Annotated in this window: 20 protein-coding genes; 3 read left to right on the top strand and 17 right to left on the bottom strand. The window is 63.1% G+C overall.

Annotated elements, in window-relative coordinates:
• Positions 1-50: 50 nt before the first annotated feature.
• From hfq to dusB, 8 genes are all read right to left on the bottom strand, one after another.
• A complete protein-coding gene (gene hfq, locus V2L18_RS11180; protein WP_336178330.1) occupies positions 51-308 on the bottom strand; it encodes an RNA chaperone Hfq in 258 nt (85 codons plus the stop codon).
• Positions 309-1,227: 919 nt separating this feature from the next.
• A complete protein-coding gene (locus V2L18_RS11175; RefSeq protein ID WP_336178329.1) occupies positions 1,228-2,697 on the bottom strand; it encodes a potassium transporter TrkG in 1,470 nt (489 codons plus the stop codon).
• 18 nt (positions 2,698-2,715) lie between these two features.
• Positions 2,716-4,092 (bottom strand): Trk system potassium transporter TrkA, encoded by a 1,377-nt coding sequence (gene trkA / locus V2L18_RS11170; protein ID WP_336178328.1) that lies wholly within the window; start codon positions 4,090-4,092, stop codon positions 2,716-2,718.
• A gap of 108 nt (positions 4,093-4,200) precedes the next feature.
• Positions 4,201-5,571: a sigma-54 dependent transcriptional regulator gene (locus V2L18_RS11165; protein ID WP_336178327.1), complete on the bottom strand. Its 1,371-nt coding sequence runs from the start codon at positions 5,569-5,571 to the stop codon at positions 4,201-4,203.
• Positions 5,561-7,825, bottom strand: coding sequence for a PAS domain-containing sensor histidine kinase (locus V2L18_RS11160; RefSeq protein ID WP_336178326.1), 2,265 nt, complete (start codon positions 7,823-7,825; stop codon positions 5,561-5,563). The genes V2L18_RS11165 and V2L18_RS11160 overlap by 11 nt, the downstream gene beginning before the upstream one ends.
• 429 nt (positions 7,826-8,254) lie before the next feature.
• The gene (gene ntrC / locus V2L18_RS11155; RefSeq protein WP_336178325.1) at positions 8,255-9,697 is read right to left on the bottom strand and encodes a nitrogen regulation protein NR(I); all 1,443 of its coding nucleotides are present in this window, start codon (positions 9,695-9,697) and stop codon (positions 8,255-8,257) included.
• Between the two features lie 2 nt (positions 9,698-9,699).
• Positions 9,700-10,881: a nitrogen regulation protein NR(II) gene (locus V2L18_RS11150; protein ID WP_336178324.1), complete on the bottom strand. Its 1,182-nt coding sequence runs from the start codon at positions 10,879-10,881 to the stop codon at positions 9,700-9,702.
• Positions 10,878-11,873: a tRNA dihydrouridine synthase DusB gene (gene dusB, locus V2L18_RS11145; RefSeq protein ID WP_336178323.1), complete on the bottom strand. Its 996-nt coding sequence runs from the start codon at positions 11,871-11,873 to the stop codon at positions 10,878-10,880. The genes V2L18_RS11150 and dusB overlap by 4 nt, the downstream gene beginning before the upstream one ends.
• Positions 11,874-12,187: 314 nt before the next feature.
• On the opposite strand from dusB, the gene V2L18_RS11140 reads away from it, so the two are divergent.
• The 3 genes from V2L18_RS11140 to V2L18_RS11130 all read left to right on the top strand — a co-directional run bounded on the left by V2L18_RS11140 (position 12,188) and on the right by V2L18_RS11130 (position 14,494).
• The gene (locus V2L18_RS11140) at positions 12,188-13,429 is read left to right on the top strand and encodes a bifunctional 2-C-methyl-D-erythritol 4-phosphate cytidylyltransferase/2-C-methyl-D-erythritol 2,4-cyclodiphosphate synthase (protein WP_336178322.1); all 1,242 of its coding nucleotides are present in this window, start codon (positions 12,188-12,190) and stop codon (positions 13,427-13,429) included.
• Positions 13,430-13,480: 51 nt separating this feature from the next.
• A complete protein-coding gene (locus V2L18_RS11135; RefSeq protein WP_336178321.1) occupies positions 13,481-14,005 on the top strand; it encodes a CinA family protein in 525 nt (174 codons plus the stop codon).
• Between the two features lie 78 nt (positions 14,006-14,083).
• Entirely contained in the window at positions 14,084-14,494 is a 411-nt protein-coding gene (locus tag V2L18_RS11130; protein WP_336178320.1) for a hypothetical protein, read from the top strand.
• Positions 14,495-14,510: 16 nt separating this feature from the next.
• Here V2L18_RS11130 and V2L18_RS11125 read toward each other — a convergent pair whose 3' ends face one another.
• The 9 genes from V2L18_RS11125 to prfB all read right to left on the bottom strand — a co-directional run bounded on the left by V2L18_RS11125 (position 14,511) and on the right by prfB (position 24,165).
• Positions 14,511-14,966, bottom strand: a complete 456-nt coding sequence (locus V2L18_RS11125; protein ID WP_336178319.1) for a type II toxin-antitoxin system RatA family toxin — start codon at positions 14,964-14,966, stop codon at positions 14,511-14,513.
• 310 nt (positions 14,967-15,276) lie between these two features.
• Complete coding sequence (lipA, locus tag V2L18_RS11120) at positions 15,277-16,260, bottom strand: lipoyl synthase (RefSeq protein ID WP_336178318.1); 984 nt, start codon at positions 16,258-16,260, stop codon at positions 15,277-15,279.
• Between the two features lie 96 nt (positions 16,261-16,356).
• The gene (locus V2L18_RS11115; RefSeq protein WP_336178317.1) at positions 16,357-16,611 is read right to left on the bottom strand and encodes a GlsB/YeaQ/YmgE family stress response membrane protein; all 255 of its coding nucleotides are present in this window, start codon (positions 16,609-16,611) and stop codon (positions 16,357-16,359) included.
• Between the two features lie 43 nt (positions 16,612-16,654).
• Positions 16,655-18,073: a dihydrolipoyl dehydrogenase gene (gene lpdA, locus V2L18_RS11110; protein WP_336178316.1), complete on the bottom strand. Its 1,419-nt coding sequence runs from the start codon at positions 18,071-18,073 to the stop codon at positions 16,655-16,657.
• Positions 18,074-18,252: 179 nt separating this feature from the next.
• Positions 18,253-19,644 (bottom strand): pyruvate dehydrogenase complex dihydrolipoamide acetyltransferase, encoded by a 1,392-nt coding sequence (locus tag V2L18_RS11105; RefSeq protein ID WP_336178315.1) that lies wholly within the window; start codon positions 19,642-19,644, stop codon positions 18,253-18,255.
• Between the two features lie 12 nt (positions 19,645-19,656).
• Positions 19,657-21,057 carry a pyruvate dehydrogenase complex E1 component subunit beta gene (locus V2L18_RS11100; protein WP_336178314.1) on the bottom strand — a complete coding sequence of 467 codons (1,401 nt, stop codon included), beginning with the start codon at positions 21,055-21,057 and terminating at the stop codon, positions 19,657-19,659.
• An 18-nt stretch (positions 21,058-21,075) separates the two neighbouring features.
• Positions 21,076-22,140 (bottom strand): pyruvate dehydrogenase (acetyl-transferring) E1 component subunit alpha, encoded by a 1,065-nt coding sequence (gene pdhA, locus V2L18_RS11095; RefSeq protein ID WP_336178313.1) that lies wholly within the window; start codon positions 22,138-22,140, stop codon positions 21,076-21,078.
• A gap of 176 nt (positions 22,141-22,316) precedes the next feature.
• Entirely contained in the window at positions 22,317-22,646 is a 330-nt protein-coding gene (locus tag V2L18_RS11090) for a septum formation initiator family protein (RefSeq protein WP_336178312.1), read from the bottom strand.
• A 390-nt stretch (positions 22,647-23,036) separates the two neighbouring features.
• Positions 23,037-24,165, bottom strand: a protein-coding gene (gene prfB / locus V2L18_RS11085; RefSeq protein ID WP_336178311.1) for a peptide chain release factor 2 whose coding sequence is annotated in 2 segments (ribosomal slippage) — positions 23,037-24,095 and positions 24,097-24,165 — 1,128 coding nt in all. Because the reading frame shifts where the segments join, the coding sequence is not laid out codon by codon here.
• Positions 24,166-24,291: the final 126 nt, after the last annotated feature.

The following is a 24,291-nucleotide window of genomic DNA, read 5'->3' as shown; positions in this document are numbered from 1 at the left end:
GCCTCCGGCACGCTCGTCTTGTCGGATTTCCGCCTGTCGACGGGTTTCAATTAGCCTTGTGCCTTTTCCGTCTCTTCTTCACCGGGGTCGAACAGCTGAACGGGCTGGTTCGGCATCACGGTGGAGATAGCATGCTTGTAGACGAGTTGCGAATGACCGTCGCGCCGCAGCAGCACGCAAAAATTGTCGAACCACGTCACGACGCCCTGAAGCTTCACGCCGTTGACCAGAAAGATCGTCAGCGGAGTCTTGCCCTTACGAACATGATTGAGAAACGTATCCTGAAGATTTTGAGCGCGGTCTGCCATATTTGTTTTTTTCCTGTTCTGCGCGGACGCGGCCGCGGCGTCCTAGTCTTGTTACACGGATGCTTTTCGGGCCATTGCCGGCCGTGTGCCGGACACATGTGCCTTGGCGTTCAAAACCACCGGGAAACCGGCCGGCTCGCTCGCGCCGGAATCGCCCGCCGTTCTGCACGTTGTCGGTGAAATCCCTGAAGAGCCGTCCCGACCACGTTCGCGATGAGCCGACAGCCAACGCGAACACATGCCCCCGGAAATTCTCCGCACCTCTTACCCCCCGCGTGGCCTGTCTTTGCAACCGTGACGCGGTCCTGTTTTCGTACCGATCGTATACGTCTTGCCGAAACCGGCGAAGTCGTACTTTCGGCCCTTCCCTCTTTTCTTGCCCCGTTCAACCGATTGAACCCGGCGCGAACGGGGTTCCGGTGACTGTCCAGATGCCTGCCCGCATCTTGTCTCGTCGCTCGGACCTCAAAGTGTTCACCTGCGCCATAAGCGCGCCTTTGAACGGACAAAAAGCAAACACAGCTGCAATCATACCGGAATTGTTTGCGCATGCGAATGCACCAACCGTGGCAATTTCGCGTGGCTTGTCCCTATCCCGTTTGCAACGCCTCGACTGGAAACAGCGACAAGACGTTCATCCACCCGCGACCGTCCGGCCCGGCATAACGCCCAATGACAACTCCCACCACATCGACGGCCGGATCCTTAGCAAATATTGCATGGCCTTTCCAAGGCAATCGGTGCAGATCGCGATGTCTGCAACCTGTGCGCCCGCACAGAGACTGCCAAGCCCCCGCTCATCATCGTCAGAACATCACGGCCGTTCGATATATGTACGCTGGCGTACAGTTGTTTTGCGATGGCGACTTGCACGAAACGTCTGCCACGAACCGTGCGCGAGGCTTTCGCCTTCTGCCATTCAGCGGCGCAGCCAGTAGGTGCGGTTCAAGGCGCCGAAGAGCGCCAGCACCTCGATCCGGCCCAGGATCATCAAGGCACAGAGAATCAGCTTCGTATGGGCATTGAAGTCGGCATAATCCGGCCATCGCGGCGCATCGATCGGAAGCCAGCCGCTCGAATAGAGCGTACCGATATTGGAGAAGGACGCTATGGCCGCGATCAGGGCGCCTTCGTAGTCCATGTTCTCCAGGGCGAGCGCCAGCGAACCGAGCGCGATGATCAGGATGGCCGCGACGAAAAAGCTCCAGATCGCCTTCATGAGCTGGATGTCGTAGGCCTGCGAGCCGAAATGGGCGGGTCGAATCGCATGCGGATAGACCAGCCGGCCAAGCTCCCGATAGGCCTGAACCGCCATGCCGCCGACGCGATAGTGCTTCAGCCCCCCGGCGGTGGAAAAGGTTCCGCCACCGACCAGCGCAACGAAGAGCACCAGGGTCAGCGGCAGCACGGCAAACCCCGCCTCGCGCGCCTCGAAACCCGTCGTGGTGACAAGCGATATCGCGGTGAACATGCCTTCGCGCAACGCCTGGAACGGGCTAAGAACCGACGCCGAGCCCGCCGCGCGAAATAGCACGGCCGCGTAGATGAGCCCGAGAACGCCGGCGAGGATCATGACCGAATAGCTTTCCCGATGCTGCTTCAGCATCTGTATGCGCCCGAGCAGCAACATGCGCTGCCACAACAGGCTGGTCGCGCCGACCAGCATGAAGACCATCAGCACCACTTCGGCCATCGGATTGGCGTAGGATGTGATCATGCCGCCTCTCGGCAGGAAACCGCCGGTGGAAACGGTCGCGAACGCCAGACAAACCGCATCAAGCATCGGGAGGCCGGAAATCAGCAGCAGCACGATGCAGGCCAGCGTCACGATGAGATAGAAACCGGAAATGTCCCGGACGGCCGCGGCAACCCGTTGCCGGTCGCGATAGCCTTCGATACCCACCAGCCGGATATGCCGGTCGGGCAAGCCGCCGATTCCCGCAGGCGCGGAAACGAGCGTAAGGCCGAGAAGCGTCAGCAAGCCGCCGAGCCACTGCAACTCCGATCGCCAGACGATCAGCGCAAACGGTACGGCATCGAAATTCGTCAGAACCGTACCGCCGCTCGTCGTCAGGCCGGATACCGCTTCGAATATCGCATTTCCCGGCGCCATGCCGCCGATTGTGAGAAACGGCAAGGCTCCGACCGCCGACAGCACCGCCCAGACGGCAACGAGCAGCACATAACTCTGGACCCGGTCGAACCGCTTCAACCGGCCCCTCAGGGCAACGAATGTGCCTGCGGCAACGAACGATATCAGCGCCGCCAGCATGAGAAACTCGAGCGCGACCGTCCCGTTGCCGCCTGCCGCCGCAACCGCAGCCGGCAGCGTCATCGCCGCTGCGAAGGCCAGCAGCAGGATCGACAGAAAATAGAGGGTGCCCGTCATATCGGTCGCCCGGCCGTCTCAGAAGAATTCGAGACTGACGCGGAACATCTGCTCCACCTGCCGGACGCGGTCGGCCGTGGCGAAGATCACCACGCGGTCGTTGGCTTCGATCTGGGTTCGGCCACTCGGCGTGATGACGGTGTTGTCGCGGTAGATCGCACCCACGCGGATGCCGTCCGGCAGGTCCACCGCGGAAAGCGGCCTGCCGACCAGCGGTGAGGTTTCCAATGCTTCCGCCTCGATGACCTCGGCCTGGCCGTTCTGCAGCGAGTGGACGCCGCGAATGCGCCCCCGGCGGACATGCTGAAGGATCTTGGAGATCGTCACCGCCCGCGGATTGATAAAGGCATCGATGCCGAGCGCGTGCGCAAAAGCGGGATAGCTCGTGTTGTTGAGAAGGCTCAGGTTGCGCCGGCAGCCGAGCTTCTTTGCCATGACGCAGGACAGGATGTTGACCTCGTCGTCATTGGTGAGCGCGACCATGGTGTCGGCTTCCTGGATGTCGGCCTCGCGCAGGATTTCCTGGTCGAGCGCGGAGCCGTGAAGGATCACCGTGCGCTTGAGGTCGTCCGCGATCTGGATGGCACGGTCGCGCGAGTTTTCGATGATCTTGATCTTGGCCCGCGACTGCCGCTGTTCCATGTTGCGCGCGACGTAGAGCCCGATATTTCCGCCGCCGGCGATCACCACCCGGTTCGCCTCCGGCTCTTCATGCCCGAAGATGGCCAGGGTCCGGCGGACATGGTCGCGTTTGGCAACCACATAGACCAGATCGCCTTCGAGCATGGAATCGGCACTCTTGGGCACGAACAGATGGTTGCCGCGCAACACGCCGACAACGACGGCGCCGAGATCGGAGAAAAGCTCGGTCAGCTGCCTGAGCGGCGTGTCGACGACCGGGCAATCCTCCTCGCACAGGATGCCGACGACGACGACCTGATCGTCGGCGAAGCGGATCGTTTCCACCGCGCCGGGCAGCGCCATGCGCCGCAGCACCATCTCGCCCACCTCGATCTCGGGCGAAATGATCACGTCGATCGGCATGTTGTCGCGCGAGAAAAGATCCTGCCAATGGGTCTGCAGGTAGCTCTGGGCCCGGATGCGGGCGACCTTCGTCGGCACGTTGAAGAGCGAATGGGCCACCTGGCAGGCGACCATGTTGACCTCGTCATACAGGGTCACGCCGATCAGCATGTCGGCCTGGTCTGCACCGGCGAGCGCCAGCGTGTCGGGATGAGAGCCGTGGCCGACGAAACCGCGCACGTCGAGCGTGTCGCGAATGGCGTTGACCAGCTTGGGCGAGGAATCGATGACGGAAACGTCGTTCTGTTCCGCCGCCAGTTTCTCGGCGATGCCATAGCCGACCTGGCCGGCTCCGCAGATCACCACTTTCATCGCGCGCTCCTCAGTTTCCGCCCGCGCCCGTAGAAACGACCGCAAGACCTGATCCGGTAGCACGACTGTGCCCGATTGCAAGGATTAGGTTTCGGCCGGCGCCCTGCCTCAGGAGACGCCGAGAGACTTCAGCTTGCGATGCAAAGCGGAGCGTTCCATGCCGACAAACTCGGCGGTGCGCGAGATATTGCCGCCGAAGCGCTTGATCTGCGCCTGCAGATAATCGCGCTCGAACATCTCACGTGCTTCCCTGAGCGGCATCGCCATCAGATGCTCGCCGCCATTGTTGGAGGCCATCGGCGGCAACGTCGAGCCGACCTCGGCCGGCAGCATATCGGCGGTGATCTCCGCATCGCTGTCGCCGCGCGTCAGGATCATCAGCCGTTCTACGTTGTTGCGAAGCTGGCGGATGTTGCCCGGCCAGTCATGCGTCTGCAGCACAGCCATCGCATCGGGCGCGATCTGGCGAACCGGCAATCCCGAACTCGCGGAAATCTGGTCCATGAAGAACGAAACCAGTTCCGGAATGTCCTCGCGCCGCTCCGCAAGCCCAGGCACGCGCAGCGGAACCACGCCCAGACGGTGGAAGAGATCCTCGCGGAACCGGCCCTCGGCGATTTCCATCTCCAGATCCCGCGAGGATGACGACACGATGCGAATGTCGACATGGACGCGCGTGGCGCCGTTGACCCGGGTGAACGTCTGGTCAACCAGAACGCGCAGGATCTTGCTCTGCGTTTCGCGCGGCATGTCGGCCACGGCATCGAGATAGAGGGTGCCGCCATGGGCCTCCTCCAGCGCGCCGACCTTGCGCGGATGCCCTGCCCCGTCCGGCTCCACGCCGAAGAGTTCTTCTTCCATCCGCTCCGGCGTGATCGCGGCGGCATTTATGACGACAAACGGACCGTTGGCGCGGCCGGAAAGAGCGTGGATCGTACGCGCGGCCAGTTCCTTGCCCGAGCCTGACGGCCCGGAAATCAGGATGCGGCTGTTGGTCGGAGCCACCCGCTCGATCGTCTGGCGCAGATGATGGATTGCGGAGGAGGAACCGATGAGCTGCTCGGCGCCGCCCGAGCGCTGGCGCAGTTCCTCCACCTCCCTGCGCAGCTTCGACGCTTCCAGCGCCCGCTCGGTGATCAACACCAGCCTGTCGGCCTTGAAGGGCTTCTCGATATAGTCGTAGGCGCCGCGCTTGATGGCGGAGACGGCCGTTTCCACGTTGCCGTGGCCGGAGATGATCACCACCGCCAGATCGGGGTGCTGCTGCTTGATCTGGTCCAGCAGCGCCAGTCCGTCGAGGCGGCTGCCCTGAAGCCAGATGTCCAGAATGACCAGCGAAGGCCGTCGTTCCGCGATCGCGGCAAGAGCCGCATCGCTGTCTCCCGCGGTCCGGGTCTGATAACCCTCGTCGTCGAGAATGCCGGCGATCAGTTCGCGAATGTCAGCTTCGTCGTCAACAACCAGAATATCAGACGCCATTTGAGTGCACCGGTTCGTTGTCTTGTTTGTTCGAATTGTCTGGTTCGTCCGACGGATCCGATACGGCCTGTTCGCCGGCCGCCTCCCGGATCTCGTCGTGAGGCGTCGGACCCTTGGCGATCATCAACCGCACCAGGGCGCCGTGCCCGCCTTCCGCGACCTGCGGCGCATCCATCAGTTCGATGCCGCCGCCATGGTCTTCCATGATCTTGCGCACGATGGCGAGACCGAGCCCGGTCCCCTTCTCCCGCGTCGTCATATAGGGCTCCAGCAGACGCTGGCGGTTCTCGGTCGGCAACCCGATCCCGTTGTCCACTATGTCCACGACCAGCCGGTCCGGCTCCTCGCGCAATGTCACCGTGATGCGCCCCTTCTCATCACCGTTTTCGACCTCGGGAGCGGCAAGCACCGCCTCCGCGGCGTTCTTGATGACGTTGATCAGGGCCTGACCGATCAGCCGGTGATCGAAATAGGCTTCCACCGGATGGTCCGGCAGCGCGGCCTCGATATGCACATCGGGGTGCCCGACCGATTGCAGGAACACCGCCTCGCGCACCGCGGCAACCAGATCCTGATGCTCCTTGGTCGGCTTGGGCATGCGGGCGAACGAGGAGAACTCGTCGACCATCCGCCCGATCTCGCCGACCTGACGCACGATCGTGTTGACGCATTGGTCGAAGACCTCGCGATCCGTCTCGATGCGTTTGCCGTAGCGTCGGCGAATACGTTCGGCGGAAAGCTGGATCGGGGTCAGCGGGTTCTTGATCTCGTGCGCGATCCGGCGCGCAACGTCAGCCCACGCCGAGGTGCGCTGCGCGGAAACGAGATCGGTGATGTCATCCAGCGTCACCACATAGCCGTGCTCTCGTCGTGGCGACTGCTCCGTCGTCACCCGCACATTGACGATCCGCTCCTTGCCGCCGCGCATCAGCATCATCTGGCCGGACACCGTGCGGCCGTAGGCGTGGGACAGCGCCGGTTCGATGATCTCGCCGATCTCCGGCACCGCCTCCGTCAGATCTCGGCCAAGCAGGTTTTCGTCCTCCGCATGCAGCAGCAGCGTGGCGGAGCGGTTGACCAGAGAGATCCGCCGCGCGTCATCGATGCCGATGACGCCGGCCGTAACGCCCGCAAGCACGGCTTCGGTGAACCGGCGACGCTGATCGATCTGGTCGTTGGCGGACAGCAGCGCCTCACGTTGATTGCGCAGCTGGGCGGTCATGTTGTTGAACGTGGCGCCGAGATTGGCGAGGTCTCCCTCGCGCCTGTCGATCGGCACCTGAACGTAGAGATTGCCCTCGGAAACCTGGCCGGCGGCGGCGATCAATCGTCGGATCGGCGATACCATCGTGTTGGCGAAACCGAAGCCGATCCAGATGGCGGACAGCAGCAGCACAAGGGCCACGCCGATATAGACGAGCGCAAACGCGATCTGGACGCCGAAACGGCTCTTGTCGAGCGCGTTGTACTCCTTCGCCCCCTCCTGCGACATGCGCAGGTAATCGACCACACGCGGGTCCATCGACCGGGTCACATAGAGGTAGATGTCGTTGTAGGCGGTGAGCTTCATCACCCCGCCCACCTGGCTCGATACACCGGGAGCGATCAGCACGGGCTGCCCGGAATCCGCCTGCTTGAAGGAGCTCAGCGGCGGCATCAGGATATCGGCCTTGGGATCCACCACCGTCCGCGTGACGATCGTTCCGTCGCTTTTGAGCAGAAACGCCGCCGGTATGCCGCGCAGCGAAGCCTGCGCCTCGAAGAAACTGTCAAAGCGCGTCGGCTCGAAGTCGTATACCGACTTTGCCCGGTCAATGTCGTTGGCCATGGCGATGAGATCGGCGCGCAGCACGCGCGCGTGCTCTTGCAGATAGGCGCGCGCGACCGTCAGTGCATTGTCGATGATCGAGCGGGTCCGCTCCTCGAACCAGCGGTCGAGCCCCCGGTCGAGCGTGATTGTCGCCACCACGGCGACAAGGATCGCGGGAAGGATCGCGATGATGGAGAACAGCCCGACGATGCGCCCCTGAAGACGCGCTGCTGCCCGTCCCCGGCGGCGCGCAACCCAGAGGCCGTAGATCTCCCAGGCGATCGCGGCGACGAGGCCGGACACCAGCACGCCGTTGGTCGCCAGCGCGATCCATACCACCTGTCCCGTCGGCCGGATCGGCGTCAGTCCCGTCAGCACGGCGAAGGTGACGCCGATCGAGATCAGCGACAGAATCATGAAGATCAGGCCGTAGGACCGGATCATCCGGTTTCCGCGCGCTGGGCGGCGCGGAGGTGTGTCGGAGACCGAATCGTCAGAAGCCGTCATGAAATGCCCGAAACCTGCCATCCCGCGAGCGGGAGGCGCCAAGGAATTCGCGTAACGAATATCACACACTGTAGCGAAAATGCGACATAGCAAAGGCATGGAAAATATGCAGCCCGCAAATGGCGGATAACGGGCTTGTGATCTCGCCCCGCCGCAGCCGGAACGCGCAAGAACGGTGACGCCCGCCGCGTCGCACTCGTGCGCGGCCGGACAGCTCCGACTGCACCGGCAAACCATCCCCGGAAATCATCGCCGGAAAATATCCTAGGAAATCATCCAATGCGCTGACGCGCCATTCTGCGCGAGACGAAATCAAGCGCTGCGATCCCGGTCTGGCACCTCGAGAAGATGCCAGACCCTGAGACACTAACGGGAGTTGCGGATTACCTGGATATCGAGATCGCGGATTTTCTTGCGCAGCGTATTGCGGTTGACGCCCAGGAGCTCTGCCGCCTTGATCTGGTTGCCCCGCGTGGCTGCAAGCGCGGATGACAGAAGCGGATATTCCACTTCCCGGAGCACACGGTGATAGAGGCCCGGAGGCGGCAAGGCATCGCCGAAATTGGCGAAATAGGCATTGAGGAACCGCTCTACCGAACCGGAAAGGTCGGTCTCGGAGGCATCGCCATCCTGTTCGCTCGGCGCCGCGCTCTGTTGCGACAGCTCCTGCTCGACGAGATTGGCGGTGATGACTTCCTGCGGATAAAGCGCCGCCAGCCGGCGGATGAGGTTTTCGAGCTCGCGCACGTTGCCCGGCCAGCGGTAGCGGCGAAGCTGGTCGAGCGCGGCCTGCTCGATCTGCTTGGCTGGCAGGCCTTCCTTCTCGACGAGCGCGAAGAAGTGCCGGACGAGATCCGGGATATCCTCCCCGCGTTCGCGCAGCGGCGGCAGCCTCAGCGGAACGACATTGAGCCGGAAGTAAAGATCCTCGCGGAAGAGGCCCTGGTTGATCAGTTGTCGCAGGTCCTTGTTGGTGGCCGCGACAATGCGCACGTCGGTCTTGATCGGGGTGCGCCCGCCCACCGCCGTGTACTCGCCCTGCTGGAGCACGCGCAAAAGCCGGGTCTGCGCCTCCATGGGCATGTCGCCGATCTCGTCGAGAAACAGCGTACCGCCGTCGGCCTGCTCGAACCGGCCGGCGCTCCGTGCCTGCGCGCCCGTGAACGCCCCCTTCTCGTGTCCGAACAGCTCCGCCTCGATCAGATCGCGCGGGATGGCCGCCATGTTGATAGCCACAAACGGGCCGTTGCGGCGCTTGCCGTAGTCGTGGAGCGCGCGGGCCACCAGTTCCTTGCCGGTGCCGGACTCCCCGGTGATCATCACGGTCAGATCTGTCTGCATCAACCGCGCGAGAACGCGATAGATCTCCTGCATCGCGGGCGAGCGTCCGACCAGCGGGATATTCTCGCCAGTGTCTTCAGCACCCGCGACCCGCTTCGACTTGGGCTCAGCCAGCGCGCGGCCAACGATCGAGATCAGCTCCTTCAGATCAAAGGGCTTCGGCAGGTATTCGTAGGCGCCGCGCTCCGATGCCCGGATCGCCGTCATGAAGGTGTTCTGCGCGCTCATGACGATGACCGGCAGATCCGGCCTCAGCTTCTTGATGCGCGGAAGCAGATCGAACGCGTTCTCGTCCGGCATGACCACATCGGTGATCACGAGGTCGCCGTCGCCGGAGGAGACCCAACGCCAGAGCGTCGCGGCGTTGGAAGTCAACTGCACGGTATAGCCTGCCCGCGACAGAGCCTGATTCAAAACGGTCCGGATTGCTGCGTCATCGTCGGCTACGAGAATAGTGCCGCTGGGCATGGTCAGTCGTTCCTGTCGCTGTCGGACGTTTCACCGCCGGTCTTGCCTTCGGTGCCGGCGTCTTCCTCAACGCCAGAAGCGTCGACGAAAGCCGGCATGAGAATGCGGAAAGTTGTCTTGCGGGGCTGGCTGTCGCATTCGATGACGCCGCCGTGGTCGCCGATGATCTTGGCGACGAGCGCGAGCCCCAGTCCCGTTCCGTTGATCTTGGTCGTGACGAAGGGGTCGAACAGATAGGACAAAAGGTCCTCCGGCACGCCCGGGCCGTTATCGCGCACGCAGAACTCCAGCGGCAGCGACACGCGTTCGGCCGCGCCCGGCACCGACAGACGGATCCCGGGGCGGAACGCGGTGGAAAGCACGATCTCTCCTTCCGCGTCCGCGCCAATCGCTTCCGTCGCATTCTTCACCAGGTTCAGAAACACCTGAATGAGCTGGTCGCGGTTGGCGTAGACCGGCGGCAACGAGGGGTCGTATTCCTCGACGATGGAGATGTTGCGTGCAAACCCCGACTGCGCGAGCCGCTTCACGTGGTCGAGAATGACGTGGATGTTTACCGGCTCGCGGTCCACCGGCCGCTCGTCGGAGAAAACCTCCATCCGGTCGACAAGCTTCACGATCCTGTCCGCCTCTTCCATGATGAGACGGGTAAGTGCCCGGTCGTTGTCGTCCGCGGACTGCTCCAGAAGCTGAGCGGCCCCGCGGATCCCGGAAAGCGGGTTCTTGATCTCGTGCGCCAGCATCGCCGCAAGGCTCGTCACCGTGCGCGCGGCGCCGCGTGAGGTGAGCTGGCGGTCGATCTTTTCCGCCATCGTGCGTTCCTGAAACATCAGGGTCACGTAGCCGGGATGTTCGGCAACGGGACTGGCGTATATGTCGACCATCTTTTCCGTACCGATCCGCGGAGAGGAGATGTCGACCTTGTATTCGTTGACGGGCGCACCGCGCTCGCGCACCTGTTCGATCAGCGTGAGAACAGGGCTGCCGAAGGGTATGAAATAGCTGAGCTTGTGCCGGCGCAGAACAGCGCCGCTGGCGCCGAAGAATTCCTCGGCAGCCGTGTTTGCCGCCTCCACCTCGCCATCCGGCGCCACAAGCAGAACGGGATGCGGAATCGCGTCCAGAACCGTCGTCTCCCCCTCTACGGGGAGCGGGCGCGCGCCCTTTATCAGATCATCGCTCATGCGGCACTCCGAACATCGCCGTCGCGGAAGATCTTTTCCACGAGGCGCAGAACGACGGCGGGATCCTCCGCCGTCATGAGAATTCGACGCTCCTGGCCGGGGCACTCGACGAATGCCGCGTCCAGATACCAGCCGAGATGCTTGCGGGCAGCGCGCAGCCCGATATGAACGCCATAATGGGTCAGCAACGCCTCGTAGTGCTCGGCAACCAGATCGGCGAGCGCGGCGCCTCGCGGCGCATCCGGCTGAGCCATACCGTTCAGAGCCGCCCCGATCTGGCCCGCGAGCCAGGGCCGCCCGTAACTCGCCCTCCCCACCATCACCGCATCGGCCCCGGCCCGCGCCATCATCTCGCGGGCATCCTCCACCGATCCGCAGTCGCCGTTGGCCACAAGCGGAATCGTCACGGCCTCGCGAACCGCTCGAATGGCATCCCAGTCCGCGCGCCCCTTGTAAAACTGGCAGCGGGTGCGCCCGTGCACCGTGACCATCGCAACGCCGGCCGCCTCCGCACGCCTCGCAAGCTCCGGAGCGTTGATCGACGCCTCATCCCAGCCGAGCCGCATCTTCAGGGTCACCGGAACCGAAACCGCCGCGACCGTCGCCTCCACCAGCGTCATCGCGTGATCCAGATCGCGCATCAGCGCGGAGCCGGAATAGCCTGTCGTGACCCGCTTGGCGGGACACCCCATGTTGATGTCGATGATATCGGCGCCGGCGGCTTCCGCCCGCCGTGCACCTTCCGCCATCCAGCGCGCCTCGCGACCGGCAAGCTGCACCACGTGAGGAAAGATTCCCTCGCCGACAGAGCGAAGGACGGTTTCCTCGTCTCCATCGACAAGCGCGTCGCTCGCGACCATCTCGGAAACCACCAGCCCCGCGCCGAACCGCGCCGCGATCCTGCGAAACGGCAAATCGCTCACGCCTGACATGGGCGCGAGAAACGCGCGGTTGCGCAACTGCACGCCACCGATTACCAAGGAAACCGTCATGCCTTGCCGATGATCGTTCTCCGATTGCGCTGCCGTTTCAGGCGCGCAGAAGCAAGAATTCGGATCGCCGCACGGTGAGTCGGAAGCACGCGAACTGCCGGAAACGGCTCCATTAGCCGCCGGAGCGCCGCCCGCCGCATGCCGCCCAGCTTCCATGCTTAATTCCTGAGCATTATCTGTCATTGCACACATATTAGACATTGTTCGTGCTTCGGCAAGAGATTGCACGCATTTTGTACAAGAAGATTGTCACTCCCGCCTAATTGACCGAAAAACGGCAGCCCGCTTCGGCGCGCGCCGCGCCGGGAACCGGAATGCTCAAGCAGGAATTCGCAAGTATCGTGCCGACACCACCACGTATCGCCGCCCTAGTCGTTGCCGCCGGCCGAGGAACCCGCATGGGAGCCGCTCCCGGCTCTGCCCCGAAGCAGTACATGCCGATCGGCGGGCGGACGATTCTGGCCAAAAGCCTGCAATCACTGGCAGTCGCCGAGCGGATTTCGCCGCTTCTTGCCGTCATTCATGCCGAGGATCGTGACATCTATGAAGCGGCCGTCGCCGACATCCAGATCGGAGAACGGCTGGCCGCACCGGTTCCAGGCGGCGCCACGCGCCAGGCGTCGGTGCATGCGGGGCTCGAAGCACTGGCCAAATACGAGCCCGACTTCGTGCTGGTTCACGACGGGGTGCGACCCTTCGTCTCTCCCGATACCGTCGATGCGGTCATTGATGCACTCCTTGCCGGCCATGATGCCGTGTTGGCCGCAACGCCGGTCGTGGACACATTGAAACGCGTCGATTCTTCCGGGCGGATCGTCGAAACCGTCCCGCGCGACCGGTTATGGGCGGCGCAAACCCCGCAAGGGTTCCGGTTCGGCCCCCTGCTTGAGGCCCACAGGCGGGCTGCCGCAGAAGGCGTTGCCGATTTCACCGACGATGCCGCCGTGGCCGAATGGAACGGCCGGGAAGTATTCGTGGTCCAGGGCGAGCGAGAAAACATGAAGATCACGACGACAGACGACCTGCAACAGGCCGAAGCGCGCGCAACGCGTGACGCCTGGAGCGCGCTTGCGGACATCCGCATGGGCCAGGGCTATGACGTTCATGCCTTTGCCGAAGGCGATCATGTCACGCTGGGCGGCATCGACATTCCCCATGATCGGCGCCTTTCCGGCCATTCGGACGCGGATGTCGCCCTTCACGCGATCACGGACGCGATTTTCGGCGCGCTTTGCGACGGGGATATCGGCTCGCATTTTCCGCCAAGCGATCCGCAATGGAAGGGGGCGTCCTCCGAGATCTTCCTGCGCGAGGCGGTGAGCGCCGTAGCAGCGCGGGGCGGCGCAATCGCACATCTCGATTTGACGATCGTCTGCGAGGCTCCGAAGATCGGACCGCATCGCGATTCCATGCGAGCCCGTATCGCCGAAATCTGCGGTATCGCCGTGGACCGGGTGGCGGTGAAGGCGACGACATCGGAGCGGCTCGGCTTCACGGGACGGCGCGAAGGCATCGCGGCTCTCGCCGCGGCCACGATCCGGCTCCCGATGGCGTAAGGCGCGATTTCGCCGGTCAAGGACCGGACTTTCCGACGAGGACCGAAGACAATGACCGACCTGACGCCGTTTCATGCGATTGCCCGCGAAATCCTTGCCGGCGCCCGCGCGGCGAACCTGAAGCTCGCGACAGCTGAGTCTTGTACGGGGGGACTGGTCAGCGCGGCCCTTACCGAAATCGAGGGATCCTCGACCGTGTTCGAGCGCGGCTACATCACCTATTCGAACGAAGCCAAGATGGAGATGCTCGGCGTTGCGCAAGACATGCTGGCGGAGCACGGGGCCGTCAGCGCCGTCGTGGCGAAGGCCATGGCCGAAGGCGCGGTGAGACATTCGAATGCCGACATCGCGGTCTCCATAACCGGAATTGCGGGCCCCGGCGGCGGCTCTGCCGACAAGCCCGTCGGACTTGTGCATTTTGCAATCGCGTCAAGACACGCGGAAACGACGCATTCGGTCAGAAGCTTTTCTGATTTAGGGCGTTCTTCAATCCGCACCGCGGCAGCCGGCTATGCATTGCAACTTATTTCAAATTCGATTGATTCATTTCGGGGTATTTCAATCCGCGATGAGTAGGATCATTCTGGAACGACGTGGTGACGGTGCCCGGCATGACGCCAGCATGGACCACAAGACGTTCTGGGGATGAGAGGAATGCGCATCAGTTATCTTCTCATGGCGGCCGGCTTGTTTTCGGCATCGGCCGCGGCTGCGGGCGAGGTTCATATCATCTCGCGCGACGAGGCTGGTGCATTCCTGTCCAGCCACCAGATTTTCCAGAAAGATTTGGCCAGACAGCAAATGACGCGCGTCGACTATTGCGGGCGCAGCTATTACGTCTACTGGAATACGATCGATTGGTTGGACAATCAGGCCTATGAGGGCCACAGCCTTGGCGTGGAATATTCCAACGGCAAGACCTGGCGACTGATCTGTCGCAACCCCGAGCAGCAGCTTGCCCAGGTCCGCGACGAGGCCCGGCCAAAGGTCCAGGGCGCTCCTGACCTCCCGACCGACAAGAAATACGGCTGGATCGAGCTCCTCAACAAGCGTTCGGCGCGCTGAGCCATCTCGCGACGGGTCAGGCGGTGCCGTAGATCTCGTCGGCGCGAGCCTCGAAAGCCGAGGCGAATTTTCGGAACGCCTTGTCGAACATGGCCCCCATCAGCGAGCCGAGGGTACGCGAACGGAACTCGTAGGTGATGAAGAATCCCACGTCACACCGGTCCTCGCCCACCGGTTTGAAGTCCCACCGGTTTTCCAGGTGACGGAACGGGCCTTCCAGATACTCGACGATGATCTGCCGCTGCGCCCTGTCCAGCGTGACCCGGCTGGCAAACGTTTCGCTGAAGACCTTGTAGGCGACCGTCATGTCGGAGATCAGAACGACACGGCCATCCTCCAGCTCGCGCCGCCCTCTAACCTTCAGCGATTGGCAGAGCGGCACGAACCGGGGGTATTTTTCAACATCCGCAACGAGATCGAACATGTCGTCAGCCGAATGCTGGACACGGCGGCTTGTCTGGAAAGTCGGCATGCTGGGGGTACTCGCGGCTCCCTGATTCTAGAGCATGCTCCGATCGGATCGGCCCGATCAGATCGAAGAACGTGGGCTCAAACTGTTGATCCGAGGTGCTTTGCCGGACAGGCGATTTCGCCTGCAAGTCAAGCGCTCCAGATTTCGGCCGCCGACCGATTCATGACGGCTGCGGTGCGGCCTTGCATTGTGCGAACGGCGACAAGAACCGACGGTTCCGCACCCTCCCCTTTTCTGCCGCGTCCGGCCAACTCCGCGCAAGCCGGAAAAAACACGCAGCGATCCGCTGGAATGCCTGGCGCCGACGGTGTCAGGCGTGCGCCGCCATCCCGTCGCGGGCAAGGCGAGCCGCCTTCAGATCACGGAAATCGTCGCCGGCATGGTGCGAGGACCGCGTCAGCGGGCTGGCCGAGACCTTCAGGAAGCCCTTCGCATAAGCGATCTGCTCATAGGCCTTGAAGGCCTCGGGAGTGATGTAGTCGATAACCGGATGATGCTTGCGGGTCGGCTGCAGGTACTGGCCGATGGTCAGGAAGTCCACATCGGCCGAGCGCAGATCATCCATCAACTGCAGCACCTCGTTCCGTTCCTCGCCGAGCCCGACCATGATGCCGGACTTGGTGAAGATGGTCGGATCGAGTTCCTTGGCCCTTTGCAGCAGCCGGATCGAATGGAAGTAGCGCGCACCGGGGCGAACCTTCAGATAGTTCGAGGGCACGGTTTCCAGATTGTGGTTGAAGACGTCGGGCTTCGCCTTCACGACGATCTCCAGCGCCCCCTCCTTGCGCAGGAAATCGGGGGTCAGCACCTCGACGGTCGTCTCCGGCGAGCGCGAGCGGATCGCCTGGATCACGTCTGCGAAATGCCGGGCGCCGCCGTCATCCAGATCGTCACGATCGACCGAGGTGATGACCACATGATCAAGCCCCATCGCCGCGACCGCCTCGCCGATGCCCTTCGGCTCGTCGGGATCGATCGGACCGGGCATGCCGGTGCGCACGTTGCAGAAGGCGCAGGCGCGCGTGCAAGTGTCGCCGAGGATCATGAAGCTGGCGTGCTTCTTGGACCAGCATTCGCCGATATTGGGGCAGCCCGCCTCCTCGCACACCGTCACCAGCTTGTTTGAGCGCACGACCTCCTGCGTCTCGCGATAGACCGGAGAGCCCGGCGCCTTCACGCGGATCCACGCCGGCTTGCGCTTCATCGGCGTCTCGGCGTTCTTCTGCTTTTCCGGATGACGCGGACGCGCTCGCTGCGCGTCAGCGCCAGAAACGGTATCGAGGACTGTGACCATGACCAAACATGTCTCGCGGACAGTGCCCGCCGTCAAGGGCGGCCGGCAGCTTCTGGGAATTTCTATCGAGGCCTTTTAAGCCTTTGGCGGCGTGGTTCAACGTCGAATGGCGCGAAAGAGAAAGATCAGCAGACACGCGCCGGCCACCGCGACCGCAAGCTGCCCGATGAACCCGGCCATCGTGTGCCCGATGAGCCGGAACAGCAGGGCATTGGCGATCACCGCGCCGAGGATCCCGAGCACGATGTTGAGGATCAGCCCGTGATCCGCCTTCATGATCTTCTCGGCGATCCACCCGGCCAGCGCGCCGATGATGATCGTCATGATCCAGCCGAAACCGTACATGTGCATGATCTCCCCTCGCCTTGTCCGCCGTGCCGACGGGATCGGCGCCCTAGAAGTTGAGCGCCTTGCCGTAGGCGTCCAGCACGCTCTCGTGCATCATTTCAGACAGCGTGGGATGCGGGAAGACCGTGTGCATCAGTTCTTCCTCGGTCGTCTCCAGGTTCATGGCGACGACGAAGCCCTGGATGAGCTCGGTCACTTCCGCGCCCACCATGTGCGCGCCCAGAAGCTGGCCGGTCTTGGCATCGAACACCGTCTTGACCAACCCCTCCGGCTCGCCGAGCGCGATCGCCTTGCCGTTGCCGATGAAGGGGAAGCGGCCGACCTTGACCTCGTGACCGGCCTCCTTGGCCTTGGCTTCCGTCAATCCAACGGAGGCGATCTGCGGCTGGCAGTAGGTGCAGCCGGGGATCTTCTTCTTGTCCATCGGATGGACATCGAGCCCCTTGATCTTTTCCACGCAGATGACGCCCTCGTGCTCCGCCTTGTGGGCGAGCATCGGCGGCCCGGCGACATCGCCGATCGCGTAGATGCCCGGCACGTTGGTGCGGCCGAACCCGTCAATGACCACGCAGCCGCGGTCGGTCTTCACGCCGAGCTTCTCAAGCCCGAGGTTCTCGATATTGCCGACGACGCCGACGGCCGAAATCATGCGATCCGCAGTGATCTCCTGGGTCTTGCCGTCCTTTGTCTCCACGGTGGCGATGACGCTGTCCTTGCCCTTGACGACCTTGGACACCTTCGCGTCGGTGAGCATCTTGATGCCCTGCTTCTCGAAGCGCTTGCGGGCATGGGCGGCGATTTCGGCATCCTCCACCGGCAAGACCTGCGGCATCATTTCCACGACCGTGACGTCAGCGCCCATGAAGCGATAGAAAGAGGCGAATTCGATACCGATGGCGCCCGAGCCCATGACGATCAGCGACTTCGGCATCGTCTCGGGAACCATCGCCTCGAAATAGGTCCATATCAGCTTCTTGTCGGGCTCAATGCCGGGGATCACGCGCGGCCGCGCGCCGGTGGCAACGATGATGTGCTTGGCGGAATAGTCGCCGCCCTTCAGCGCGCCCTTGGGCGGATTCTCCGCGTCCTTGACCTTGATCTTGCCGGGCGCGGTCAGCTCCGCGAAGCCCCAGATAACGTCGATCTTGTTCTTCTTCATCAGGAAGCCGACGCCGGTGGTGAGCTGATTGGAGACGCCGCGCGAGCGCTTGACCACGGCGGAGATATCGAAGCCGATCTTGTCCGCCGAAAGACCGAAATCCTTGGCGTGCTCCATGTAGTGGTAGACCTCGGCGGAGCGCAGCAGCGCCTTGGTCGGGATGCAGCCCCAGTTCAGGCAGATGCCGCCCAGATGCTTCGGCTCCACGATCGCCGTCTTGAAGCCAAGCTGCGCGGCACGGATCGCGGTCACATATCCGCCGGGCCCCGACCCGATGACGATGACGTCGTATGAGGTATCGGCCATGCCCCACCCTTTCCTAGGTCTCGCGAAGGCCTGCGGAGCCAAGGCCGCGGCGTCGCGTCAAGTTCCCGGACGACCGTTAAACGGCGCGCCGGTATTCATGAGAAATTCGCAGACAATACTGTTCCGGCCCGGCGAAGAGGCGGTTTCCCGCCGCGCCGGGCCAGCTACGGATTGTCGAATTACACCAGCATGCTCATCGGGCTTTCGATGAAGCCCTTGAAAGCCTTGAGGAGCTGGGCGCCGAGCGCGCCGTCGACCGCCCGGTGATCGGTGGCGAGCGTCACGGTCATCATCGTGGCGATGGCAACGGCATCGTCCTTGACGATGGCCCGCTTCTCGCCCGCGCCGACCGCAAGGATCGTGGCATGCGGCGGGTTGATGACGGCGTAGAAGTCGCGCACCCCGAACATGCCGAGGTTCGAGACCGCCGTGGAGCCGCCCTGGTATTCGGAGGGCTGCAGCTTGCGGTCCTTGGCCCGCTTGGCCAGATCCTTCATCTCGTTGGAGATGGTGGACAGCGTCTTTTCCTCGGCCCGCCGGATGATCGGCGTGATCAGACCGCCCGGAATGGAGACCGCGACGCCAACGTCGGCATGCTTGTGCATGACCATGTTGGCTTCGGTCCACGAGGCATTGGCCTCCGGCACCGCCTTCAGCGCGAGCGCCTGCGCCTTGATGATCATGTCGTTGACCGACAGCTTGTAGGCCGGGTTGCCGTCCTGGTCCTTCGGTGCGCTGGAATTGAGCTGGGCGCGAAGGGCCAGCAGCGCATCGATGTTGCAGTCCGCCGTCAGGTAGAAGTGCGGAACGGTCTGCTTGGACTCAGTCAGCCGGCGCGCGATGGTCTTGCGCATGCCGTCATGCGGCACGAGTTCGTAAGACCCATCCTCGAAGAGCTTCAGGACGGCATCGTCACTCGGCGGCGTCGCCATGGCGGGAGCGGCAGCCTGCGGCGCGGCCTTTGCGGCAGGTGCCTCGGACGCGGCGGTCGTCTTGGCCCCACCGGACTTCATCGCCGCCTCGACGTCACGCTGGACGATGCGGCCCTTCGGGCCGGAGCCCTTGAGCGCGGTGATGTCGAGATCGTTGAGCGCCGCAATTCGGCGGGCAAGCGGCGAGGCGAAGACGCGCTCGCCGTTGGAACGCGGCACTGGACCGGCCTTACCCCCTTCGGGCGGAGCCGACGTCTTTGCCGCATCCGCCGTGGCGGCACCATTCGAATGGGCCGCCTCTGCCTTTTCTGCCTTGGGCGCCTCGGCCGGCTGCGGTGACGGTTTGGCAGCCCCGCCGCCCGAACCGCCCGCATCGGAAATCGCGCTCGCGTCCTCGCCCTCTTCGAGCAGGACCGCGATGCGTTCGTTGACCTTCACGCCTTCGGTATCGTCGGGCACGAGGATCTTGCCGACCGTCCCTTCGTCGACGGCTTCCACTTCCATGGTCGCCTTGTCGGTCTCGATTTCGGCGATGACGTCACCGGCCGAAACCGTATCGCCCTCCTTGACAAGCCACTTGGCGAGCTTGCCCTCTTCCATGGTGGGAGAGAGCGCCGGCATCAGAATATCGATGGGCATTTGCGTCCCTCCTCACGCCGTGTAGGTCACGGCCTTGACCGCGTCGATCACTTCCGCGACCGAAGGCAGAGCCAGCTTTTCCAGATTTGCCGCATAGGGCATCGGCACGTCCTTGCCCGTCACGCGGGCAACCGGCGCATCGAGATAGTCGAAGGCCTTTTCCATGAGCTGGAAACCGATTTCGGAGGAAATCGAGCAGATTGGCCAGCCTTCTTCCACCGTCACGCAGCGCCCGGTCTTCTTCACCGAGGCGAGAACCGTGTCGATGTCGAGCGGGCGAACCGTCCTGAGGTCGATCACCTCGGCATCGATCCCCATCTCCGTCAGTTCCTCCGCCGCCTTCATGGCATAGGTCATGCCGATGCCGAAGGAGACGAGGGTGACATCCGAGCCCGCCTTCACGACCTTGGCCTTGCCGAGCGGCACAGTCCAGTCGTCGATCTTGGGAACCTCGAAGGACTGGCCGTAGAGGATCTCGTTTTCAAGGAAGATGACCGGGTTCGGCGAGCGGATAGCCGACTTCAGCAGTCCCTTGGCATCGGCGGCCGACCACGGCTGGACGACCGTCAGGCCAGGCACATGCGCGTACCAGGAGGAGTAATCCTGGCTGTGCTGGGCGGCGACGCGCGCGGCGGCGCCGTTCGGACCGCGGAACACGATCGGACAGCCCATCTGGCCGCCGGACATGTAGAGCGTCTTGGCGGCGGAGTTGATGATCTGGTCAATCGCCTGCATGGCGAAGTTGAAGGTCATGAACTCGACGATCGGCTTCAGGCCGCCGAGCGCCGCTCCGACGCCGAGGCCGGCAAAACCGTGCTCGGTGATCGGCGTGTCGATCACGCGCCTGGCGCCGAATTCGTCGAGCAGCCCTTGCGTGATCTTGTAGGCGCCCTGGTATTCGGCCACTTCCTCGCCCATGACGAAGACGTCGCCGTCGCGGCGCATTTCTTCCGCCATGGCATCGCGAAGCGCCTCGCGCACGGTGGTGGAGACCATCTCCGTGCCTTCCGGGATCTCCGGATCGTCCGCCGGCTCCGGCCCCTTGGGCGCGGCCGCAACGGGCGCATTGGCGGATTCCGATGGCGCTTTTTCCGCACCCGGCGGCGGCGTGGTCTGCGGCTTCTCGCTTGTCTCTTCAGCCGCCTTTTCGGCGGCTGCGGAGGCATCCTCGCCCTCGCCCGCCAGCACCGCGATCGGCGTGTTGACCTTCACGCCCTCGGTGCCCTCGGAGACGAGGATCTTGGCCACCGTACCCTCATCGACGGCTTCCACTTCCATGGTCGCCTTGTCAGTCTCGATCTCGGCAATGACGTCGCCGGCGGTGACCTCGTCACCCTCCTTCACGAGCCATTTGGAGAGCTTGCCCTCTTCCATGGTCGGCGAGAGGGCCGGCATCAGAATTTCGGTCGGCATGATGTGTGTCCCCTCGCCTCAGCGCAGAATATCGGTCCAGAGCTCCGACGGATCGGGCTCAGGGTCGGTCTGGGCGAATTCGGCCGCCTCGCCGACGAGCGCGCGCACGTCCTTGTCGACGCCCTTGAGCTCGTCCTCGGAGGCCCACTTCTTGTCCAGAAGCCGCTTGCGCACCTGCTCGATCGGGTCGTGCTCGGTGCGCATCTTCTGCACCTCTTCCTTCGAGCGGTACTTGGCCGGATCCGACATGGAGTGACCGCGATAGCGATAGGTCAGCATTTCAAGGATGTAGGGACCGTTGCCGGCCCGGCAGTGGGCGACGGCCTTGTCGCCGGCGGCCTTCACCGCGCGCACGTCCATGCCGTCCACCTGCTCGCCGGGAATGTCGAACGAGGCGCCACGCTCCGACAGGTCGACATTGGAGGACGCGCGCTCGACGCTCGTGCCCATGCCGTACTTGTTGTTCTCGATGATGTAGATGACCGGCAGCTTCCAAAGCTTCGCCATGTTGAAGCTCTCGTAGACCTGCCCCTGGTTGGAGGCGCCGTCGCCGAAATAGGCGAGCGCTACGTTGTCGGTCTCGCGGTAGCGATTGACGAAGGCAAGGCCCGTGCCGAGCGGAACCTGGGCGCCGACGATGCCATGACCGCCATAGAAGGCCTTCTCCTTGGAGAACATGTGCATCGAGCCGCCCTTGCCCTTGGAGTAGCCCCCGCGGCGACCGGTCAGCTCGGCCATGACGCCTTTGGCTTCCATGCCCGTGGCAAGCATGTGGCCGTGGTCGCGATAGCCGGTGATCACCTGATCGCCCGGCTTCAGCGCCATCTGCATGCCGACCACGACGGCTTCCTGGCCGATGTAGAGATGGCAGAAACCGCCGATGAGGCCCATACCATAGAGCTGGCCGGCCTTTTCCTCGAAGCGACGGATCAGCAGCATGTCGCGATAGGCGGCAAGCTCTTCTTCCTTGGAGAATTCCGCGATTGCCGGCGTCTTGGTGGCGCTCCGGCTTGTCGACTGGCGGGAACGCGAGCGCGTGCCCCCCTGGCTGCGCGAAGCAGCGGTTTTGGGTTTGGTAGCCATAGGCCCTCGTCTCGGTGACGTTTCCCTCAAACGTGTAGCGGAAGGTACTTGAGAGAGCGTGTCAATCCAAGAACACAAAACGGTGTTTTGGAAATGGTCCAACCGATTGGCCAAGCATGCGAATCGTGAAAGTAACCGAATTTCGGTTTATTCACTAAGATAAACCGGATTATGGTTTATTTTTCGGCGCGGCGATCATTGCGCAAAATGACGATCTCGTCGGGGTGAACGAGGTTCAGACTGTCACGCGCGCGCTCGTCGATCATGTCCGGATCGAGGCTTTCCGGCCGCAGCAAAACGACGCGACGCTCCATGGTTTCCCGCCGCTGCTTGAGGGCCGCCAGCTTCACTTCCAGGGCATGGGCATCACTCTCCAGCCGCGCCCGCGCAATCAGACCATAGTCACCTGAAAGCGCATGCAACGCGAAATACAAAAGGAGAGCAGCCGAAATGCCAGGAAGGATGAGCCGACGGAGAAAGGACTTCTTTCGCTGACGGGTGTACATGGGAAACGCAAACACTCTACGCGGGTACTGAATGGTCGCAGTGTCACCCAACAGCCTTAATGGAGCGTTGAGAATGAAATTAAAATGTTCTCATTGTTTTCGATGTTAAAGACATAATTCGACCTCAAGCGGTATTCACTTAAGCATTCGCCGTCACGCACCGAGCAAACCGTGCCGATCTCGCAGCCTCAAGAGGCACACCCATGCGGAGCAGGATCGGCAAGCCTTTCGATGGCTTCCGGCCTGCGCAGCACCTTTTCAGCGCGCCGCGCAGGGCTACAAAAAAGGCGGCCGCGCATGCCGAAGGCGGCGACCTCGAAAACAATATGGGCCGCGCAGCTTCGGCAAGCTGCGCGGCCCATCATTAAAAACAGCCGAAATCGATGCGCGTCAGTCGATATCCGCGACTTCCGCCGTTTCACCGCCAACGCGATGGGCGAGTGCGGCTTCCATGAAGTCGTCGAGATCGCCGTCGAGCACATCGCCCGGGGTCGTCTTTTCGACGCCCGTCCTGAGATCCTTGACCATCTGGTAGGGCTGCAGGACGTAGGAACGGATCTGGTGCCCCCAGCCGATATCGGTCTTGCTGGCGGCTTCGGCATTGGCCTTTTCTTCGCGGATCTGCAGTTCCCGCTCATAGAGGCGCGCCTTCAGCATCGACCAGGCCGTGGCCCGGTTCTTGTGCTGCGAGCGTTCCGCCTGGCACTGCACGACGATGCCTGTCGGGTTGTGGGTGATGCGCACGGCCGAATCCGTCGTGTTGACGTGCTGGCCGCCCGCGCCCGATGCGCGATAGGTATCGATCCGGCAGTCGCTCTCGTTGACCTCAATATCGATCGAATCGTCGATCACCGGATAGACCCAGACGCTGGCAAAGCTCGTGTGCCGCCGCGCCTGGCTGTCGTAGGGCGAGATCCGCACGAGACGATGAACACCCGACTCGGTCTTGATCCAGCCGTAGGCGTTCGGCCCCTTGACCTGGACCGTCGCCGACTTGATGCCCGCCTCTTCACCCTCGTGAACTTCGAGCACTTCCGTCTTGTAGCCATGCTTCTCGGCCCAGCGGATGTACATCCGGAGCAGCATGTTGGCCCAGTCCTGGCTTTCCGTGCCGCCTGCGCCCGCATGGATTTCGAGATAGGTGTCGTTGCTGTCGGCCTCGCCAGAAAGCAGCGTCTCCACCTGCCGGCGATCGCTTTCCAGCTTCAGAGACTTGAGCGCCCCTTCGGCTTCCGCGACGACGGAGGCATCGTCCTCCATCTCGCCGAGCTCGATCAGCTCCAGATTGTCGGAGAGCTCCGTCTCCATGCGACGCACGGCGCCGATATTCTCTTCCAGATACTGCCGCTCGCGCATCAGCTTGCGCGCTTCGTTCGGATCGTTCCAGAAGTCGGGGTTTTCCGCTGCCGCGTTCAGTTCATCCAGACGGGAGATCGCACGATCCCAGTCAAAGATGCCTCCTCAGCAGGCTGAGTGCCTGCTCGATCTCATCAACGATCGTCTGCGTTTCCGGACGCATCGCATATGCCTCGTGAATTCGGGGTTTTGAAAGGAAAGGGGCCAGCCAGCCGGCGGCCCCTCTCGAAATTCGGACGCGACCATACTGAGCGCGCGCCCACCTGTAAACCGGGCCCGGCCGATGACC

The sequence above is a fragment of the Breoghania sp. JC706 genome (genome assembly GCF_037026715.1).
GTDB lineage: Bacteria > Pseudomonadota > Alphaproteobacteria > Rhizobiales > Stappiaceae > Breoghania.
The sequence above is the reverse complement of the archived record's forward strand: the minus strand, read 5'-3'. Positions and strand labels throughout refer to the sequence as shown.

What these genes read in the sequence shown, in the direction of transcription:
- hfq (WP_336178330.1), bottom strand. Translation starts at nt 308, where the DNA reads ATGGCAGACCGCGCTCAAAATCTTCAGGATACGTTTCTCAATCATGTT.
- V2L18_RS11175 (WP_336178329.1), bottom strand. Translation starts at nt 2,697, where the DNA reads ATGACGGGCACCCTCTATTTTCTGTCGATCCTGCTGCTGGCCTTCGCA.
- trkA (WP_336178328.1), bottom strand. Translation starts at nt 4,092, where the DNA reads ATGAAAGTGGTGATCTGCGGAGCCGGCCAGGTCGGCTATGGCATCGCC.
- V2L18_RS11165 (WP_336178327.1), bottom strand. Translation starts at nt 5,571, where the DNA reads ATGGCGTCTGATATTCTGGTTGTTGACGACGAAGCTGACATTCGCGAA.
- V2L18_RS11160 (WP_336178326.1), bottom strand. Translation starts at nt 7,825, where the DNA reads ATGATCCGGTCCTACGGCCTGATCTTCATGATTCTGTCGCTGATCTCG.
- ntrC (WP_336178325.1), bottom strand. Translation starts at nt 9,697, where the DNA reads ATGCCCAGCGGCACTATTCTCGTAGCCGACGATGACGCAGCAATCCGG.
- V2L18_RS11150 (WP_336178324.1), bottom strand. Translation starts at nt 10,881, where the DNA reads ATGAGCGATGATCTGATAAAGGGCGCGCGCCCGCTCCCCGTAGAGGGG.
- dusB (WP_336178323.1), bottom strand. Translation starts at nt 11,873, where the DNA reads ATGACGGTTTCCTTGGTAATCGGTGGCGTGCAGTTGCGCAACCGCGCG.
- V2L18_RS11140 (WP_336178322.1), top strand. Translation starts at nt 12,188, where the DNA reads ATGCTCAAGCAGGAATTCGCAAGTATCGTGCCGACACCACCACGTATC.
- V2L18_RS11135 (WP_336178321.1), top strand. Translation starts at nt 13,481, where the DNA reads ATGACCGACCTGACGCCGTTTCATGCGATTGCCCGCGAAATCCTTGCC.
- V2L18_RS11130 (WP_336178320.1), top strand. Translation starts at nt 14,084, where the DNA reads ATGCGCATCAGTTATCTTCTCATGGCGGCCGGCTTGTTTTCGGCATCG.
- V2L18_RS11125 (WP_336178319.1), bottom strand. Translation starts at nt 14,966, where the DNA reads ATGCCGACTTTCCAGACAAGCCGCCGTGTCCAGCATTCGGCTGACGAC.
- lipA (WP_336178318.1), bottom strand. Translation starts at nt 16,260, where the DNA reads ATGGTCACAGTCCTCGATACCGTTTCTGGCGCTGACGCGCAGCGAGCG.
- V2L18_RS11115 (WP_336178317.1), bottom strand. Translation starts at nt 16,611, where the DNA reads ATGCACATGTACGGTTTCGGCTGGATCATGACGATCATCATCGGCGCG.
- lpdA (WP_336178316.1), bottom strand. Translation starts at nt 18,073, where the DNA reads ATGGCCGATACCTCATACGACGTCATCGTCATCGGGTCGGGGCCCGGC.
- V2L18_RS11105 (WP_336178315.1), bottom strand. Translation starts at nt 19,644, where the DNA reads ATGCCCATCGATATTCTGATGCCGGCGCTCTCTCCCACCATGGAAGAG.
- V2L18_RS11100 (WP_336178314.1), bottom strand. Translation starts at nt 21,057, where the DNA reads ATGCCGACCGAAATTCTGATGCCGGCCCTCTCGCCGACCATGGAAGAG.
- pdhA (WP_336178313.1), bottom strand. Translation starts at nt 22,140, where the DNA reads ATGGCTACCAAACCCAAAACCGCTGCTTCGCGCAGCCAGGGGGGCACG.
- V2L18_RS11090 (WP_336178312.1), bottom strand. Translation starts at nt 22,646, where the DNA reads ATGTACACCCGTCAGCGAAAGAAGTCCTTTCTCCGTCGGCTCATCCTT.